At 70.1% G+C, this 18,167-nt stretch carries 10 protein-coding genes, 1 tRNA gene and 1 pseudogene; 3 read left to right on the forward strand and 9 right to left on the reverse strand.

The features are described 5' to 3' along the window. From LFM09_RS38585 to LFM09_RS38615, 7 genes are all read right to left on the reverse strand, one after another. A partial coding sequence (locus LFM09_RS38585) for a hypothetical protein (RefSeq protein WP_414101576.1) occupies positions 1-1,531 on the reverse strand: 1,531 nt, incomplete at its 3' end. Beyond that, positions 1,528-2,631: a VWA domain-containing protein gene (locus tag LFM09_RS38590; RefSeq protein WP_414101577.1), complete on the reverse strand. Its 1,104-nt coding sequence runs from the start codon at positions 2,629-2,631 to the stop codon at positions 1,528-1,530. The genes LFM09_RS38590 and LFM09_RS38585, both read right to left, overlap by 4 nt. Beyond that, complete coding sequence (locus tag LFM09_RS38595) at positions 2,628-4,844, reverse strand: DUF5682 family protein (protein WP_414101578.1); 2,217 nt, start codon at positions 4,842-4,844, stop codon at positions 2,628-2,630. Before LFM09_RS38595 ends, LFM09_RS38590 begins: the two co-directional genes overlap by 4 nt. Further along, complete coding sequence (locus LFM09_RS38600) at positions 4,844-5,914, reverse strand: ATP-binding protein (RefSeq protein WP_414101579.1); 1,071 nt, start codon at positions 5,912-5,914, stop codon at positions 4,844-4,846. Before LFM09_RS38600 ends, LFM09_RS38595 begins: the two co-directional genes overlap by 1 nt. Then, positions 5,911-9,369, reverse strand: a complete 3,459-nt coding sequence (locus tag LFM09_RS38605; protein ID WP_414101580.1) for a WGR and DUF4132 domain-containing protein — start codon at positions 9,367-9,369, stop codon at positions 5,911-5,913. Before LFM09_RS38605 ends, LFM09_RS38600 begins: the two co-directional genes overlap by 4 nt. Before the next feature lie 202 nt (positions 9,370-9,571). Beyond that, positions 9,572-13,339, reverse strand: a complete 3,768-nt coding sequence (locus LFM09_RS38610; RefSeq protein WP_414101581.1) for a DUF4132 domain-containing protein — start codon at positions 13,337-13,339, stop codon at positions 9,572-9,574. A 100-nt stretch (positions 13,340-13,439) separates the two neighbouring features. Further along, complete coding sequence (locus LFM09_RS38615; protein ID WP_414101582.1) at positions 13,440-14,999, reverse strand: glycoside hydrolase family 13 protein; 1,560 nt, start codon at positions 14,997-14,999, stop codon at positions 13,440-13,442. Positions 15,000-15,297: 298 nt separating this feature from the next. Here LFM09_RS38615 and LFM09_RS38620 point away from each other — a divergent pair. After that, positions 15,298-15,370, forward strand: a tRNA-Gln gene (locus LFM09_RS38620). Between the two features lie 149 nt (positions 15,371-15,519). Here LFM09_RS38620 and LFM09_RS38625 read toward each other — a convergent pair. Further along, positions 15,520-16,176, reverse strand: a complete 657-nt coding sequence (locus LFM09_RS38625; RefSeq protein ID WP_414101583.1) for a hypothetical protein — start codon at positions 16,174-16,176, stop codon at positions 15,520-15,522. A gap of 70 nt (positions 16,177-16,246) precedes the next feature. Here LFM09_RS38625 and LFM09_RS38630 point away from each other — a divergent pair, with 70 nt between their 5' ends. Then, positions 16,247-16,999, forward strand: coding sequence for a DUF1684 domain-containing protein (locus LFM09_RS38630; RefSeq protein ID WP_414101584.1), 753 nt, complete (start codon positions 16,247-16,249; stop codon positions 16,997-16,999). A 158-nt stretch (positions 17,000-17,157) separates the two neighbouring features. Then, complete coding sequence (locus LFM09_RS38635) at positions 17,158-17,898, forward strand: class I SAM-dependent DNA methyltransferase (RefSeq protein WP_414101585.1); 741 nt, start codon at positions 17,158-17,160, stop codon at positions 17,896-17,898. 18 nt (positions 17,899-17,916) lie between these two features. Here the strand turns inward: LFM09_RS38635 and LFM09_RS38640 are convergent. Further along, positions 17,917-18,093, reverse strand: a pseudogene (locus LFM09_RS38640) (IS5/IS1182 family transposase); the annotation flags it as partial. Between the last annotated feature and the right edge of the window lie 74 nt (positions 18,094-18,167).

Consider the following 18,167-nt stretch of genomic DNA (forward strand, 5'->3'; position numbering starts at 1 on the left):
TGTGTGGCGTGGTGGGGTCATGTGGCGTGGTGGGGCTGTGTGGCGCGGTGGGGTCGTGCGACGCGGTGGGGTCGTGTGGTGCGGTGGGCGTGTGTGGCGCGGCGGGGTCGTGCGGGGCGGCAAGGTCATGCGGTGCGGTGGCGTCGTGAGTGCTTGGTCCGGTCGCGCCGGCGCCGCCAAGGTTGTGGTGCGGCGTGGAGCAGCGCAAGGTGGCTGTCAGCCGTTGGGCCGCAGGGTCGTAGGCCAGGTCGGTCACCTCGGTGACTCGGACCGCGCGGACCAGTTCGGCCTCGACCCGAGCGCGGACCTGGCGTGGCGGCAACTCGGCCAGGTGCGCGGCGGCTGCGGCGTAGTCGTCGATCACCAGCGCTTGCGGGAGGTGGTCCCAGGCGGTGCCGACGGGGGTCAGCGAGGTCTTGGCCACGCGGCTGGTTTTCAGCGTCACGGCTCGGCTTGCGCTGCGGGTTGCCGACTCGGAGACGACGTTCGAGGCTGCCAGGCGCTTGCCGGTGCGCAGGGGAGTGTCGCGCTGGACCAGCACCACGTCGCCGGACGCGAAGTACACGTCGGCTGTGGTGGCGGTGCGCAGGCGGGCGCCCAGAGCGGTGAGGCGGACGCGTTTGAGCGGTGTTTCCGCGGGCTCGTCAGGGCCCAGGATTTCAGTGCGCGGCCCGGTTGCTGTGGTGCGGGCGTGTAGTTCGGTCAACAAAGCGGCGAACTGTTCGGCCGCGTAGTCCGCGCTTCTGGTGCGGTAGGCGGTGAGTTGGGCGAGCAGGTCGGTGATCACCGCGGCCGGCCAGTGCAGGCGTTGGGCGGTCAGGTCGCGGTGGAGGCGGTGCCAGGCGGCGTCCAGCACCTCGCTGGCGTTGGTGGCGCCGTCCAGCAGCAGTTGGTCGAGCAGGTCGGTTACGGCGGTCAGATCTGTTGCGGTGGTGGGGGATCCGCCCACGTCCACGGTGTCGGTGCCGGTTGTGTCCGCCTCGCGGAAGGCCCACACCGCCAGCGCCATCGCCTCGTCGCGGTTCACGGCGTCCGTGTGCACGTAGGACAGGTCGCCCGGTACCAGGAACGTCACCGTGCAGGTGGGGAGTTCGGCCTGGGCGGTTTGGTCTTCCGTTGTCGGGTGGCGGAGTTTGGCGCGGTAGCCCGCCTGCAACGCCCGGCGGGCACGGCGCAGGGTGCGTTCGCCCATGAGGGCGGCCAGGTCCTCGTCGGTCACGGTGGCCGGTGACCACAGGGAGGCCGGGGTGGAGGTTTCGGTGACGCGTTGGTAGGTGAGGACCACGGCGATGCGGTGGCGGCAGACGCCTGTTGCGCCGCAGCTGCACTCGGCGGCGTCGAGGGTGGTGTTCGGGGGCAGGGTGGTCGTTGTGCCGTCGGGGAACTTGCCCTGGACGGTGCCGGTCGGGTCGGTGTCGAGTGCGGGGACGGCGCCGGCGTCCAGTTCCTTGGCGGCGCGTTTCACCAGGCCGCGGTTGGCCAGGGCGGCCAGTGCGTCCGGGGTCAGGGCCAGCAGGTCTGGTCTGGTCACGCGAGTCTCTCCGCAACGAATTCCGCTAGTTGGCCGGGGGTCATCGCGCCGACGTGGGCGCCCGCGTTCGCCAGGCGCTTGCCCAGTGCGCGGTCGTAGTCCGGGTTCGCTTCCTCGTCCAGCGCTGCCAGGCACAGGACGTGCGTGCCCTGCTCTGCCAGGCCTTTGACCGTGCGGACCAGGCGTTCTTCGCTGCCGCCCTCGTAGAAGTCGCTGATGATCGCCACGATCGCGCGGCGCGGGTTGTCGACCAGGCCGGCTCCGTACGCCGTTGCCTTGGCGATGTCCGTGCCGCCGCCCAGCTGCACCTTCATCAGCAACTCGACCGGGTCGGTCACGTCCGACGTCAGATCCACGACGTTGGTGTCGAAGGCGATGAGGTGCGTGCGCAGCCCCGGCAGGCCCCAGAGGCAGGCGGCGGTGACGGCCGAGTGGATCACCGAGCTGACCATCGAACCGGACTGGTCGACCAGCAGGATCATCTGCCACTGCTCGACGTGCTTGCGCGTGCGGGAGAAGAACTTCGCGTGCTCGATCGCCAGCTTGCGCTCTTCTGGTTGGTAGCGCTTGAGGTTCGCCCGGATCGTGGCGCGGAAGTCGAAGTTGCGGGAGTTGCGGTGGATGCTCGGCCGGCGTGACCTGGTGCCGTTGAACGCTGTGCGCACCTCGGTCTTGAGCTTCTCCATCAGCTGCCTGACGACGGCCTCGACGATCTTGCGCGCCATCGCGAGCACCGCCGGGTTCATCAGGTGCTTGGTCCGCAGCACCGCGCGCAGCAATGCCGGGTTCGGCTCGATCCGTTGCAGCACATCGGGATCCGTCACGACGTCGGTGATCTCGTAGCGTTCGACCGCGTCGCGCTCCAGGCGTTCGATCGTCTCGCGGGGGAACAGGTGGTGCACCTCGTCGAGCCAGTCGACGGTCTGCAGCACCGAGTCACCGCTGCCGGCCTTGCGCACGCCGCGCTCGGCCAGGTCGGGATCTCGCCCGTAGAGCCACTCCAGCGCCGCGTCCTGCCTGGCCGCGTCGCCCTGCAGGCGGCCGGTGCAGCCGGTGGCGGGTTCGCCGAGGATCAGCCGCCAGCGTTCCAGGTCCGTCATGCCAGGCCGCCCTTCACCAGCAACGCGTCGACGCGAGCCTCCACGGCCATCGCCTCCGCCACGATCATCGGGTCCACGCTGACGCGGGTGAGGCTCCGCGCGTCTCCGTCGAGATCGCGGTGCGCGAGGACGGTCGCCGCGATGGTCTCCCGTTCTCTGGGCGGGAAGTAGCTGAACGCGAGCCGCAACGCCGGGAGCGCCACGAGGAACTCCTCGCCGGTCATGGAGCTGACGATCTCGTCCAGCACCCCGACCAGCTCCGGGCTGGCGAGCACCTCCTCGCGTGCCACGGCGAACAACCCGGCGAGCCAGTCGCCGAGCGCCTCGATCCCGCGCACCTTCCGCACGTCCGGCTGCGCGCCCAACGTCCAGGCGAGTCCGAGGGCAGCGCCGCGCAGATCTGGCGGGGCCTCCGCGTCGTTGCTCACGCGGGTCGCCACGCCCGCAACGTCCACCGTGTCCAGTGACAGCGCCGCTTTCGCGTGCAGCACCGCGTCCCTGGTCGCCGCCATGGTCCGCAGCCGGCCCGCGTCCGCCGGGGCCGGGCCGCCGTGCAGGCCCTCGATCAGCCACAGCACCCTGGCCGTGCCCGCGTCGATCACCTCGCCCAGCAACGAGTCCTTCGCCGTGCCGAACAACCTGTCGTGCCGCCACAGCCCGAGCACACCGCCCAGGACGTGGCCCAGCGCCACGAGATCACCCGTCACCCGCACGCCTTCGCTGAGCGACTCCTTGACCCGGCCGGACAACGCCGTGATCCCGCACAGCACCGCGTCGAACAGGATTGCGGCCAGCTGCTCCAGCTGCGCCTGCCGGGACCGGCGTTCGAGCGCCACCCCGGCCGCTTCCTCCAGCGTGGCACCGTTTTCCGCGGCCTCGATCAACGCCGCCAGCCGCTCCTCGCACGGCCTGAGCACCCACTGCTCGTCCAGCTGCGGCGCAGCGCTCTCCGACGGCCCGCTCGTGCGTTCGAAACCGGGAATCCGCAGCACTCGCAGCCGGTGCAGGATCCTGCTGCGCTCCAACGCTTCCGCGTTCGTGAGGTCGAGCGCGACCTTGCCCTCCCCGTCCAGGCCGTGCGTGCGGAGCAGCTCCTGCACGCCGTTGACCAGCGGCGGCGCGGGCGTGTCCGGATGCAGCTGCCCGACCTTGTCGCCCCGCAGCGCCCCGAGCATCTCGATCAACGCCGGGTGCGCGCCCGGCTGCAGCGTGCCGCGGCGCGTCCACGGCGGGGGTTGCGTCAGGTCCTCGGAGATCAACGCGCTGGTCAGCCCGTCGAGCACGTCGGTGCGCGTCAGGTTCTCGTGGCCGCGCAACCGGGCCAGGGCGCCGGCCTGCGTGCGCGCCGCGATCAGGTCCGCCGTCGACACCGGCTGCTGCCTCCTGCGCAGCCGCGTCGCGACCGACTCGACCAGCCAGTCCGCCGCCCGCCCGGATCCGGTCTCCCAGACCTGCTGGTAGTAGCCGGGCGACGGCATGCCGGACTGGTAGCCGGTGAACGCGTCCAGCCGCGCGTGCGAGTACGGCACGAGGTAGCTGGCGCCCCTCTCGCGTTCGGGCACCTCCGGCCACTCCGTGCCGCCGTCGAGCTTGGCCTTGAGCGCCGGCGTGTGGAAGCCGCCGGTGACGACCACGACCGGCCGGTCGCCCGCGTCCGCGACCGCCGCCCGCACCCAGCTCGCCATGTACTCCTCGCGCGCCGCGTCACCGTCGTCCGCGGTGGCTGTTCCCCGGAGAAGGTCGAAGTACTGGTCGAGCGCCTCGGGTGCCTCGTCGGACTCGAAGAGGTGGTCCCACAGCACGTCCACGTTGTCGACCGCGAACTCGACGCACAGCCGCTCGACGACCTCGGCGTACCGCAGCTCGGCGTCGGCGTACCTGTTGCTGACGTCGTGGAACGCCTCGTGCCACGCGGGCAGGTCGATGAACCGCACCTCGGCGTGGTGCCGGCGCCCCTCGGTGATCGCCACCCACTCCGGCGAGTAGTCGCAGAACGGCGACCACGACGCGTGCTGGTCCGAGTAGCTGAACAACGCCACCGGAAGCTCGTGTCCCAGCAGCAACTCGTCGATGCGCTCGTTGAAGTCGGCCGGGCCCTCGATCAGCACGTACGCGGGCCGCTGCTCCTCGATCGTGGCGGCGACCAGCCGGGCACAGGCGGGACTGTGGTGCCGGACGCCGACGAACACCGGATCCATCACTTTGGCACCCATCAGCCGGGCAGCAGGTGCCGGGCCTGGTGCAGCGCCTGCCACTGCTGCCCCTTGCGCCTCGGCGCGTGCTGCTCCAGGTACCTCCTGAGCCGGGCCAGGTCCTCCGCGTTGTCCTTGGCCGCCGTCCCGGCCAGGCACTCCACGACGTCCGCCGCTGTCCCGGCCTCGCCGCGCAGGAACCACCCGCGCAGCCCCACCGCGTGCGCCACGGACACGGCTTCCGCGGTGCTCATCACGGTGGTGAGCCGGTCGTTGCCCTCCCGCAGATCGCGGAACGTCCTGACGAGCACCTCGAGCACGTCCCGCTTCGGCGCGAGCTCGACACCCGATCGTTCCAGCAGCTTCGCCGCCTCCTGCTCGACCAGCGCGAGCTCGGTGTCGAAGTCCGCGATCGGGAACACCGTCTCGAAGTTGAACCGCCGCTTCAGCGCGGCGCTCATCTCGTTCACACCGCGGTCGCGGGTGTTCGCCGTGGCGATCACGTTGAACCCGTCCTGCGCGAACACCATGCCGTCCGGGCCGTTCAGCTCACCGATCGCCATGACGCGGTCCGAGAGCATCGACAGCATGCAGTCCTGGACCTCCAACGGGCAGCGCGTGATCTCCTCGAACCGCACCACCTTGCCCTCGGCCATGCCCCGCAACATCGGCGCCGGCACGAGCGAGCGCGGCGACGGCCCCTCCGCGACGAGGAGCGCGTAGTTCCACGAGTACTTGATCTGGTCCTCGGTGGTCGCCGCGCCGCCCTGGATGGTGAGCGTCGACTCCCCGCACACCGCCGCCGCGATCAGCTCGGACAGCAACGACTTGGCCGTGCCCGGTTCACCCACCAGCATCAGCCCGCGGCTGGTCGCCAGCGTGACCAGCGCTCTGTCCACAAGGGACGGATCGCCGACGAACTTCTTGGTGATGCCACGTTTCTCGTCGCCCACCACGAACCGGCGCGCGGCGTCCAGGCTCAACGCCCAGCCCGGCGGCTTGGGCGCGCTGTCGGCGTCGCGGAGCCGGGCGAGCTCGTCGGCGTACCGGACCTCGGCCGGCGGTCGCTGCGTCGTCTGGGTGCTGGTCATGAGTGCAGGGACTCCAGTTCGGAAAGCAGTTCTGAGATCGTGACCGGGTCGAGCTCGATCCTGGTGGGAGCGTCCTTCGGGGCCGACCACTCGCCCTCGCCGCTGGGCGAGAACCACACATCGGTGAACGAGATCTCCGGGTACTCGTCGACGAGGCCCACCACGATGCCGGGGTCGAGCCTGACGACGAGCGCGCCGCCGCTCGCGACCGGGCGGGTCATCCAGCACTCGACGCCGGCGTCCTGCGGCCGGCCGCGAAGCCAGCCCCTCTTGGTGAGGCCGAGGATCTTGCCGAACGGGTACGGGGTGTGGCAGTACTTCTTCAGCCTCAGCAGGAGATCCTCGCCGGAGGGCAGCACGTGCACCGGGCGGCCCAGCTGCGGGAAGGGCTGGAGGATCTCGTAGTCGGCGAGCAGCTCGCTCCAGGTTTCGAGCTCGTCGCCGAGCTCTGCCGCGTGCGCGACGCGGACCGCGGTGCCCTCGGCGAGGGTGAGCTGGTCGTCCTCGACGCCTGCCAGGGTCCTGTCCTCCGCCAGGCGGAAGGAGACGTTCCCGTCGGTGATCCAGATCAGGCGGCGGACCAGGTGCCAGAGCAACGGGTGCGCCACGAGCACCGTCTGGAACTCCTCGACGGTCCAGGTGCGCCGGTCGGCCATGGCCCGTTCGAGGCGCTTGATCTGGTCGGACGCGATGGTGCGGACGTCCTTCTTCAGCGTCGCGTACCGCTTGTGTTCGAGTGGCGCGAGGTCCTGGTCGTCCTTGGCGCCCGGCTTCGGGAGGTCCTTGCGGCGCTTGCCGTCCGGGTCGAGAACGAAGGGCTTGAGCTGCTCGTCGAACCCGACGGTGAACTGGCGGGGCCCGTAGTCGATCACGAGGGTCGCGGCGTCGTCGAGGCCCAGGCGGGGCACGAGACGGTCGGACAGCTGGTCGCGCGAGAGGCCCAGTCCGGTGGCGATCTGGGTGACCTTCTCCTGGGCTTTGGTCTTGAGGCCCTTGAACGACACCTTCTCGGCGATGCCGTTCAGGTGGGACAGTGCGATCTCGGTGCCGATCTCGGCGAGGACGTCGAGGCCCGCGACGGCCCTCGCGTGCAGGCCCGCGCCCGGCCAGTCGCGGATCAGCGGGGACAGCGCGCGAACCGTGGAGTCGTCGCCGAACCAGCCGAGCGCGCTCAGCGCCCAGCCTTCCTTGGACGGTGCGCCGGCCTTGTCCCAGGCCTGGAAGACCTCCCAGGCGAACGCGGCCAGCGAAATCGGGTCAAGCGCTTCCCGGACCACCGGCAGCCCGGCGTAGACCTCGTCCGGCTTGGACAGTGCGGCCATCATCAGCAGGTGGCGCGCGGCTTCCGCGGCCAGGGCGTGCTTGCGGTCGCGCAGCAGCACCTGGGGCAGCAACCGGGTGTCCGCCCAGTCGCCGATCACGGGCAGCTTGGCGGGCAGGACGTCGAGCGGATCCACGGACAGCACGACGTCGATCGCGGCCTGCGCGCCGCACGATGCGGCGACGGCCTGGACGTCCACACCCGTGCTGTGCAGGTGGCGCAGGGTCATTTCGGCGTTGCGGCGCGCGGTTCCCGCCTTCCCCGCGGCCGCGGGGATGAGGAGACGGGCGGCCAGGTCGCGGTGGCGGGCCAGCCACTCGACGGCCCACCGCTTCGGCTGCTTGGTCTTGGTGAACCAGGCGGCCATCACGGCGGCGACCTCGACGGTGGCGAACGGCATCAGCACCAGCCCGTTCGTCGCCGGGGCGGCCTGGGCGAGCCGCACGAGTGCGGGCACGGCGTCGAGACCGAACTTGGCGGCGATCTTCCTGCCCCAGTCGTCGGCGCCGGTGGTCCAGTTCGGCCGCCACTCCGCCAGCAGGTGCCGCACCTCGTCCGCCGGGGCGGTGAGGAACAGGTCGTTGTCGTGGTAGCCGATGGTGCCGGCTTCGTACTCCTTGAGCAGCTTCCGCCAGTTGTGGCTGTTCGCGTACCAGCCCTGGCTGTACTCCTTCAGCCACTCCTCTTCCTCGCCCGGCAGCCACCGCACCGAGCCGGCCGGCACCGGAAGGTCGTTCAGCACGACAGGTTTCGTCGCCGGCCTGCGGTTGAGCCACGGCGGCGAGGCCAGCAGCGGCGGCACCTGGTCCGCCGGGGCTTCCGGCAGGGTGTTGGCTTCGGACTCGGCCAGTGTCGCGGCCACCTCGGCGGGTGCGGTGAGGTGCGGGTTCGACAGCAGATGCGCGGTCAGCAGCTGCTTGACCTCTTCGTTGTCCGACACGCGTTCCGCCATCAGCCGCACGGCCCGCGCCGGGAACGCGGCCATCGCGGCCTGCAGCGCCGGACGCACGTGGCGCGCGTCCAGGCGGTCGAGCAGGATCGTGAACGCCTCGTCGGTGGGCAACGCCGCCAGAACCTTGAACGCCTGCTTGCGGCGGTCCGAGGTGCCGTAGCCTTCGTCGAGCTCCTCCGCGAGCATCGGCGCGATGGCCGGGCCCAGCACGTACGCCGCCGTGTACAGCACGGAAGCCGAGCCGGTCAGCTGCTGGTCCTGCTGCGCGTAGGCCTTGATGTCGCCTGCACTGCACGGCAGCGTCCACGAGCGGCTCTGCGTCCACCGCTGCTTGCAGGCCTGGGCGAACCAGTCCGCCCGCGATGGCACCAGGTACGCCCGCGCCTCCCTCACCATGTCCGTCGGGTGCAGCTCGTCGAGTGCGGCCTCGGTGGCCTCGCGTGTGGCGTCGTCCGCCACCGCGAGGGCGTACCGGGCAGCGGTGAGGATCCGGCCGTCGGGATGGTTGGGCTCCGAGTCGTAGCGGTCGCGCCGGTGCTGCAGAGCGATGCTCGTCCACTTGCCGCGTCGGTCGTCCCACTGCTCGGAGTAGGCCACCCCCATCAGCTCGACGGTCGCGGTGACCGCGAAGACGAGTCCGTGGTCGGCGATCCAGGCGTGGAGCGTGGACGGGTCGTACTGCGTGATGGCCGCGATCGCGGCCGCCCCAACGGGATTGGGCCGTCCGGCGAGATGTTCACGCGCCGCGTCCACCAGCTCTGCCTTCGAGCCCTTCGTGGCCAACGCTCGTTCGATCGCCTCAGCCTGGTCTGCGACCTTCTGCCGCGCCTGGGCCGCCAGCTCGGCGTCGACGGTGAACTCCGGTGCCGGGTCGCATCCGCGTTGCCGCACGACGTCGCGTAACCACGGTCTGGGCACCACCCAGGTGTCCTCGTCGACGGCAGCGGGCTTGCTGGCGACGGGCGAGGGAGTCTTCGTCCCGGTCTCGCGGTAGCCCTTCTTCTCCTTGTCCGCCACCAGTTTCGCGAGGTGCGCCTCGGCGGCTTCCTGGGACGCGAGCTCCTTGGTCTGGGTCTGGCCGGAGGTGCCCAGCCGTCCGAAGCGGACGGTCACGGCGGTGCCGTCCTGCTCGACCTCCCAGAACTTCGCCGAGCCGTTCGCGACGAGTTCCCACCTGCGCACTGTCTTCTCCCTGGGTAGCTACCGGAGTTGGTTTCCGCGGACAGTACTCAGGAGGTCTGACAATTCTTTATGGTCAGCTTAAAGAACTGCTCAGACGCCTTGAGTGATCACCCGAGTAACGACTCCAGCTCGGCGACGAGCTCCCACCTGCGCACTGCCGTACCTCCTGGGACAGATCTCGGATTTCAGGGTCGTGCAACGGTTACGAGCGGAGGGACTCCAGCTCGGAGAGGAGTTCGGAGGCGGTGATCGGGTCCACGTCGAGACCGGTCGGGCCGCCGTTCTTCGGGGCGCAGTAGTCGCCCTCACCGGTGGGGGAGAACCACACGTCGGTCAGCTTGACCTCGGGGAAGATGTCCACGGCGCCCACCGCGATGCCCGGTTCCAGGCCGGCCACCAGGGCGCCTCCGTCGGGGAGCGGGCGGGTGATCCAGCACTCGACGCCGCCGTCCTGCGGTTCGCCGCGGACCCAGCCTCGTTTGGTGAGGCTCAGGATCTTGCCAACGGGCAGGTCGTGGTCCAGGTACCTGGCGAGTTGCGGGATCTGGTCCTCGCCCGGGGTGAAGGCGTGGGTGGGGCGGCCCAGCTGCGGGAACGGTTGCAGGATCTCGTAGTCGGCGAAGACCTCGCCCCAGGTGGTGAGGGTGTCGGCCAGGTCGACCGGGTGGGCCACGCGGACGGTGGCGGTGTCGGTGAGGGTGAACTCGTCGTCCTCGGCGTTCGCGAGGGTGCGGTCTTCGGCCAGGCGGAAGGAAAGGCCCTCGTCGGTGATCCAGACCAGGCGGCGGACCAGGTGCCAGAGCAGGGGGTGGGCGGCCAGGACCGCGTGGAACTCCTCGGCGGTCCACGTGCGCTGGTCGACCATGGCGCGTTCCAGGCGGTGGATCTGGTCGGCGGCGATGGTGCGGACGTCCTTCTTCAACGCCGTGTAGCGCTTGTGCTCCGCGGGGGCCAGTTCCTGGTCGTCGCGGGTGCCTGGCTTCGGGAGGTCCTTGCGGCGCTTGCCGTCGGGGTCCAGGACGTACGGCTTGAGGTGCTCGTCGAAGCCGACGCGGAACTGGCGCTCGCCGTAGTCGATCACCAGCGTGGCGGCCTCGTCGAGGCCCAGACGTGGCACCAGGCGGTCTGCCAGCTGGTCGCGGGACAGACCCAGCTCGGCGGCGATCTGGGCGACCTTTTCCTGGGCGCGGGCCTTGAGGGCCTTGAACTTCGCCTTCTCGGCGATGCCGTTGAGGTGGGTCAGCGCCACCTCGGTGCCGATCTGGGCCAGGACGTCGAGACCGGCCACGGCCCTGGCGTGCTGGCTCTCGCCCGGCCAGGCGCGGATCAGGGGCGAGAGGCGGCGCACTGTCTCGTCGTCGCCGAACCAACCCAGCGCGCTGAGGACCCAGCTGTCCTTCGACGGCGAGTCGACGTCCTGCCAGCGGCCGAAGAGCGACCAGGCGAACTCCGCCAGCGACTCGCGGTCGAGGGCTTCGCGGGCGAGCGGCAGGCCGGCGTACACGGCGTCCGGTTTGGACAGTGCGGCGGTCATCATCAGGCTCCTGACCGCTTCGGCCGGCAGGGCGGAGCTGCGGTCGGCCAACAGGACCTGTGGCAGGAGACGGGTGTCGGCCCAGGCGCCGATCGAAGGCAGCTTGGCGGGCAGGACGTCGACCGGGTCGACGTCGATGAGCGTGCGCAGGGCGGCGGACGCCTTCGGGCCGTGCTCGGCGGCGACCTCCACCACGTCGACACCCAGGTCGAGGTGCAGGTGGCGCAGGGCGATCTCGGCGTTGCGGCGGCGTGCGCCGGCGACCCCCAGCGCGGACGGCAGCAGGAGGCGGGCGGCCAGCGTGCCGTGCGCGGCCAGCCACCGGCTGGCGAAGACGCGGGCCTTCTTGAGGCGGACGAGCCAGTCCGCCATCAGGTCCGCGACCTCGACGGTGGCGTAGGGCAGCAGGATGACGCCGGACACCTGCGGGTCGCGCACGGCCAGCCGGAACATCGCGGGCAGCGCGGCCATCTCGAAGCGGGCGACGATGCGTTTGCCCCAGCTGTCGCTGCCCCACGTGTTGTCCGGCACCCAGTCGGTCAGCAGCGGCAGCGCGAGCTCCTCGGGACCGATCGTGAACAGCTGGTGGTCGTGATAACGGGAGTTGCCGCTGCGGACCTCGGCGGCCAGCGCGGGCCAGTTGTACTCCCGGTTGGCCCAGTAGCCGGTGTAGGTGAGCCACTCGTCGCGTTCGCCCTCCGGCCACGCCATCTGCGCGGCGGGCGCCGGGAGGTCCTTCAGCACCAACGGTTTCGGCTGCGGTCGGCGGTTCGTCCACGGCGGCTCGGCCAGCACGGGCGGAAGTGCGGAGACCGGCGCGTCCGGCACCGTGACCGTGGCCAGCGCGGCGATCCCCGGCGGCACTTCGAGATCCGGGTGCGTCAGCAGGTGCACGCGCAGCAGGTGCCGGACATCGGCGTCGGCGGACGCGCGCGGAGCCAGCAGCCGAGCGGCGCGTGATGGGAACCTGTCCATCGCCGAGAACAGCGCTGGGCGCACGTACCGCTCCCGGACGCGGCTCAGCAGCATCAGGAACGCCTCGTCGGTCGGCAGCGCCGCCAGCACGTCGAGCGCCAGCTTGCGGCCGTCCGCGACCCACTCGGCCTTCGCGCGGAGCTCCCGGTCGAGCACCGGCGCGATCTCGGTACCCAGCAAGAGCAGCGCGGTGTGCACGCCCGTCGGCGACCACAGCAGGTGGCAGTTCTCGAGCCGGCCGAGCTGCTCGGCCGTGCTCGCCGCCGTCACCAACATCCAGAACGGCGCGACACCGCTGGCGTTCGCCTCGTCGAACCAGTCGTGGCGCGTCGGAGCGAGGAAGGCCCGCGCCGACCAGCCGAACGGTGTCGTGCCGACCTTCTCCAGCGCCACGACCGCCGCCTCGTACGTGGCGGCGTCCGCGGCGGCCAGCGCCGTCCGGACCAGCACCAGGGCCTGGCCCTCGAACGTGCCGTCGCCGAGGTGGTACGGCTGGTGCGGCTTGATGTGCCAGCCGTACCAGTCCTTGGTCTGCCAGTCCTTCCAGTTCGCGACGAGGATCGTGCCGTGGTGCGCGGCGGCGGCTGCGGCGAACGGGAGGCCGAACTCCTCGATCCACCAGTGCACCGGCAGTTTGTTCGCGCCGATCACCGCCGCGAGCGCCGCGGCGCCGAGTGGATCGGGCCGGCCGTCGAGCTGGTCGCGTAATGCCCGAGCAAGCTCCGGATCGGACTCCGGATGCGCCAGCACCTCGGCGATCTTCTCGCCGGTGGACGCCACGAGGTCGCGGAACTCCTGCGCCAGCGCGGAATCCACCACGAACTCGGGCGCCGGCCGGACGTCGTGGCGGGGCATCGCCTGCGCCAGCCACGCCGCGGGCATCACCCACGTGTCCTCGTCGACGACGGTGGGCTTGGTGGGGGAGGTGGCGGCGGGCTGCTCGGTGGGGGAGGTGACGGTGGCCGCTGCCGCTGCCGCTGCCGCTGCGGCTGCGGCTGCGGCTGCGGGAGCAGCGGGGGCAGGGGGATCAGAAGCGGCGGGAGACGCTGTCGCGGCGGAGGTGGCAGCGTTGGCGGAGGAGGCTGCGGGAGCGGCGGCTGCGAGGGCGGCGGGGGCGGCGGAGGCTGCGGGGGCGGCGGCTGCGGGGACGGCGGAGGCTGCGGGGGCGGCGGAGGCTGCGGGAGCGGAGGCTGCGGGGACGGCGGCTGCGGGGACGGCGGAGGCTGCGGGGGCGGCCGGAGCGGCTGCGGAAGCCGGTGCGACGGCCTTGTAGCCCTTCTTCTCCTTCTCCGCCACCAGCTTCGCGACGTGCGCCGCGGCCGCCTCCGCAGAGGGGAGCTCCTTGGTCTGGGTCTGGCCGGTCGTGCCCAGCCGTCCGAACCGGACGGTGACCTCGGCACCGTCCCGCCCGATCTCCCAGAACTTCGCCGAACCACTCGCGACGAGCTCCCACCTGCGCACTGGCAAACCCCCTGAACCCGAGTCCGAAGTCGATGTCCACGGACCGTACTCAGGGGGTCTGACAGTTTCGGATGATCACCCGAAACTGCAGGTCAAACCGTTAGATCTCCCACCAGATCGCGGTGTCGGGCGGCAGCAGCAGCTGGCCGTCGCGCACCCCGTAGTACGACGAGGCGAGCAGCACCGCGCCGGGATCGGGCAACGGCACGACCTCACCGGACAGGTTCACCGCGCAGGCGATCCCCCGTCCGTCCGCACGCCGCTCGAACCACAGCACGTCGGCAGGCCCGTCCACCCACGTCACGCCATCGCCCGCACCCAGCGCCGGGTGCTCCCGGCGGGCGCGCAGAGCGTTGCGGTAGAAGGACAACATCGAGTCCTGGTCATCCGACTGCGCCTCGACGCTGAGCTTCGCCCAGTCCGCCGGCTGCGGCAGCCACGACCCACCCGTGCCGAACCCGAACGAAGGACCGGTGGACGTCCACGGCAACGGCACGCGACACCCGTCACGACCGCGTTCGGTGTGCCCGGACCGCTCCCACATCGGGTCCTGCAGCACCTCGTCCGGCAGGTCCAGCACCTCCGGCAGGCCGAGCTCCTCGCCCTGGTACAGGTACACCGAACCCGGCAATGCCAGCATCAACGCCAGAGCAGCGCGCGCCCGCCGCACACCGATCTCGCCGCCGCCGTACCGCGTTACGTGCCGTTGAACGTCGTGGTTGGACAACACCCACGTAGTAGGCGCCCCAACGGGAGCCACCGCGGCCAGCGACGAGTCGATGACCGAACGCAGCGCTTCGAAGTCCCACTCGGCGGTCAGGTAGTGGAAGTTGAACGCCTGATGCATCTCATCGGCACGCAGGTACATCGCGGTGCGCTCAGCGGAAGGCGTCCACGCCTCGGCCACCAGCACGCGCTCACCGTCGTAGGAGTCCACCACGGCACGCCACTCGCGGTGGATCTCGTGCACACCGTCCTGGTCGAAGAACGGCAACGGCTCGGTGCCCAGCAGCTTCAGCTGGTCCGCGTGACCGATGTCCGGCAGCCCGGGAGCCTTGATCATCCCGTGCGCCACGTCCACCCGGAACCCGTCGACCCCGAGGTCCAGCCAGAACCGCAGCACGTCGCGGAACTCCGCCCGCACCTCTGGCAGCTCCCAGTTCAGGTCCGGCTGCTCCGGCGCGAACAGGTGCAGGTACCAGGAGCCGTCCTCGACCCGCGTCCACGCCGGCCCGCCGAACACCGACTCCCAGTCGTTGGGCGGCTGGTCCCCGACGCCCTCGCGGAAGATGTAGCGCTCACGACCACGCCCGGCCAGCGCCTCCTGGAACCACGCGTGCTGGTCGGAGCTGTGGTTCGGCACGATGTCGACGATCACCCGGATGCCCAGCGCGTGCGCGTCGTCGACGAGCGACCGCACGTCGTCGAGCCCGCCGAACAACGGGTCGACCGCGCGGTAGTCCGCCACGTCGTACCCGCCGTCGGCCATCGGCGAGGCGTAGAAGGGCGTGATCCACACCGCGTCCACGCCCAGGTCCCTCAGGTGGGGCAGGCGTGAGCGGATGCCGGGCAGGTCACCGATGCCGTCGCCGTCCGAGTCGGCGAAGCTGCGCACGTAGACCTGGTAGATGACGGCGTGTCGCCACCAGTCCTGGGACATGTCCTTGCCTTCCGATGGGGTGTGTCAGCGGTCCAGGAAAGACGTTGCAAAAGTTTTCCGCAAGTCGACATGAGGATTACTTGAGAACTCGCCTCAATCTTGCAAACTTTTGCAACGCTCGAATAATGCGTTGCCGCACCGCCACACGATCCGTCAGAGTGATCGCAACGAACCGGAGAAGGGAGCCAGCCGTGATCCAGCACATGCAACATCAGCACGACTGGTGCTCCCCGACGTGATCTGAGGACACGTTCCGGGGAGCCGTCCCGTCGCCGTCGCGACGAGGCGGCTTTTTTGATGCCCGTTGGTCCAATTGGCACGGACGCCGCGCTCTGGACGCGGAGATCGAGGTTCGAGTCCTCGACGGGCAGCCGTGACCGAAGCCGAAGCAGTCGAGGCGCCAGGTTGTGGTCCTGGTCGAAGCCGGTGCGAGTCCGGTCGGTCACTCCAACGCGCGGGATCCGGCGATCACCGAGGCCTCATGAGCCTGGGGTGCCTGGTTCGACACCAGGACGCGCGACTACGCCTTCATCGGTTTGCGCAGTTCAGCGGCACGGCCTCCGTGCCGTTCCGCGAGCTTCTTCTCGACGTACTGGTCTGCGGTCAGCCCGTTCAGCTCCACCGTGGCACTGAGTGCGTCGAACAGTGCCTTCACGTCGATGAGCCACGCGTTGGGGACGTGGGCGAACGAGACCTGGACCGGGGCATGACCAGGCACCTCAGCCGTCGCGGTGGCCTGCTCCCCGGAGATCTTGATTTCCTTGACGTCGGTCGGCGGCACGAGCTCACGGGACGACGCCAGCAGCAGCCTCAACGCGCCGGCCTCGTCGAACACGCCCAACGCCGAGTTCGTGGTCCTCATCTCGTACACCTGCAGACGGTGCACCACGGGCAGCTGCGCGAGTTGGGCTTCGGTGCTGTTCACCGCGTGCTGCAACAACGACGCCGCGAAGGTGTAGGAGTCAGGCGTGCACTTGAGCGCCGCGTCCTCGTGCTTGCTGCTGAGTTCTTTGGCGAACGACCTGTAGTCCGACCACACCCACCACTCGTCCGAGTCGTAGTCCGGCTCGGGGACGGTCGTGGAGGTCTCGGTTCTTCGGGGTGCTTCCGGAGCGGGTGTGGCGCTGCACGCGGTCACCGCTACAGCGATGACCAGCGCCCCCAGGATCAGCTTCATGGGCGGATGGTAGGTCGTCTCACCCCTTGGAACGGGGAAGCCCTCGACGGGGACGGTCGTTGGCACGGACATGAGCGGCTTCGCGGAGGACTGGCAGACCTGGAAGACGGAGCGGGAGAAGGGGCTGGCCGACCCGTACGGGTGGCTTGCGCTCGTCTCACTCGACTGGCTGGAGACCACCCCACGTGCCTATGACGGCCTACCGGGCGTGTGGTGGCAGGACGACGACGCGGCGTACTGGGAGAACGACGGGGAACCGACGCGGTTCGAACTCGTCCAGAGCGGCGCCGGCGCGCGTGTCACGGTCGGCGACGTGGAGGTAGAGGTGGCCCGGCGCGGCGGTTACCTGATCCGCGTGCACGACCCGAAGGCGGAGGTGCTGCGGGACTTCCGAGGCGTGCCTTCCTATGGGCCGCATGAGAAGTGGGTGCTCGACGGCGTGTACGAGCCGTTCGACGCGCCGATTCCCACGACCGTCGGTGCGGTCGTGGAGGGTCTTAGCCACGTCTACGAGGCGCCGGGCCATGTGCGGTTCACGTACAACGGCGCCGAGCACACACTGACGGCGTTCAACGGCCGCAACGGCGGGTTGAGCATCCTCTTCACCGACGCGACCAGCGGGGTCACCACGTACGCGGCGAACCGATCGCTCGCGGCGACCCCGGTCGACGGCAAGATCGTCCTCGACTTCAACCGAGCGACGAACCTGCCGTGCGCGTTCACCGACTTCGCCACCTGCCCGTTGCCTCCCGCAGGCAACCACCTGCCGTTCGAGGTCGAGGCGGGGGAGAAGACGCCGTACGAGCGGGCTTGGAACTCCTGACGAAATGATCTCCAAGGAGGTTGGACCACCCCGGGACTGATGGTCCAGGGTGGTTCGGCCGAAGCCGTGGAAGGCGACGACGAGTTGTGGGCGGTGCACGCTGCGCCGCGGCGTAAATGCGTCGACAGCGCCCTCGACACTCGGCAAAGTGGTTGTCCGTGACGAGTAGTGCACTGTGGACCCGTGCGACAGCCGACCGCTACGACGCGCAGGAGAGCGAATTGTTCTCGGCTGCCGTTCTCGGACCGACTCTCGCCTTCCTCGCCGAGCTCGCCGGAGACGGCCGGGCACTGGAGTTCGCCATCGGAACCGGACGAGTGGGAGTCCCGCTCCGGGAACGCGGCGTGCCGGTGGTGGGCGTCGAACTGTCCGAGCACATGGCCGCGGTGCTGCGGCGCAAGATCGACGAGGACACGCTCCCGGTGGTCATCGGGGACATGGCCACCACCGTCGTTCCCGGTGAGTTCACCCTGGTCTATCTCGTCTACAACACCATCACGAACCTGCTCACCCAGGACGAGCAGGTCGAGTGCTTCCGCAACGCCGCGCGGCATCTGGAGCCCGGCGGCCGATTCGTCATCGAGCTGGGTGTGCCGCCGCTGCGGTTCCTGCCGCCCGGCCAGGTCGCGGTGCCGTTCGACGTCTCCGAGCAGCATCTCGGCTTCGACACCTTCGACCTGGTCGAGCAGATTCTCGTTTCGCACCACTTCACCCGCGACGGCGACGACGGTCGCTACCGCCGCAACAACTCCCGGCACCGGTACGCCTGGCCGGCAGAGCTCGACCTGATGGCCCGGCTCGCTGGGCTTGAGCTGGAACGTCGCGTCGCGGACTGGGACGAGGCTCCGTTCACCCAGGACTCCGCGAAACACATCTCCGTGTGGCGCAAGCCAGTCTGAGGTCCACCACCGGGCTGTCAACGCACATCCGTGGATGTCGTCGCGGATCTCCCAGCGGATCCGCAGGCGGTGAAACCAGTGCAGCAGCGCGAAGGTCTGCTCGACCACCCAGCCGTACACGCCCAGCCCGGAGCCGTGTTCACCGCCGCGACGAGCGATCGCCGGTGTGATGCCCTTGTCGCGAACCAGCGTGCGGTCGTTCAGCCGCTTGCGTCCCGGATGGTCGGCACGACGCGGGACCACCAGGGAAGCTGCTGGCCCTTCCGCAC

The organism is Lentzea alba (assembly GCF_047445655.1).
GTDB classification, from domain to species: Bacteria; Actinomycetota; Actinomycetes; order Mycobacteriales; family Pseudonocardiaceae; genus Lentzea; species Lentzea alba_A.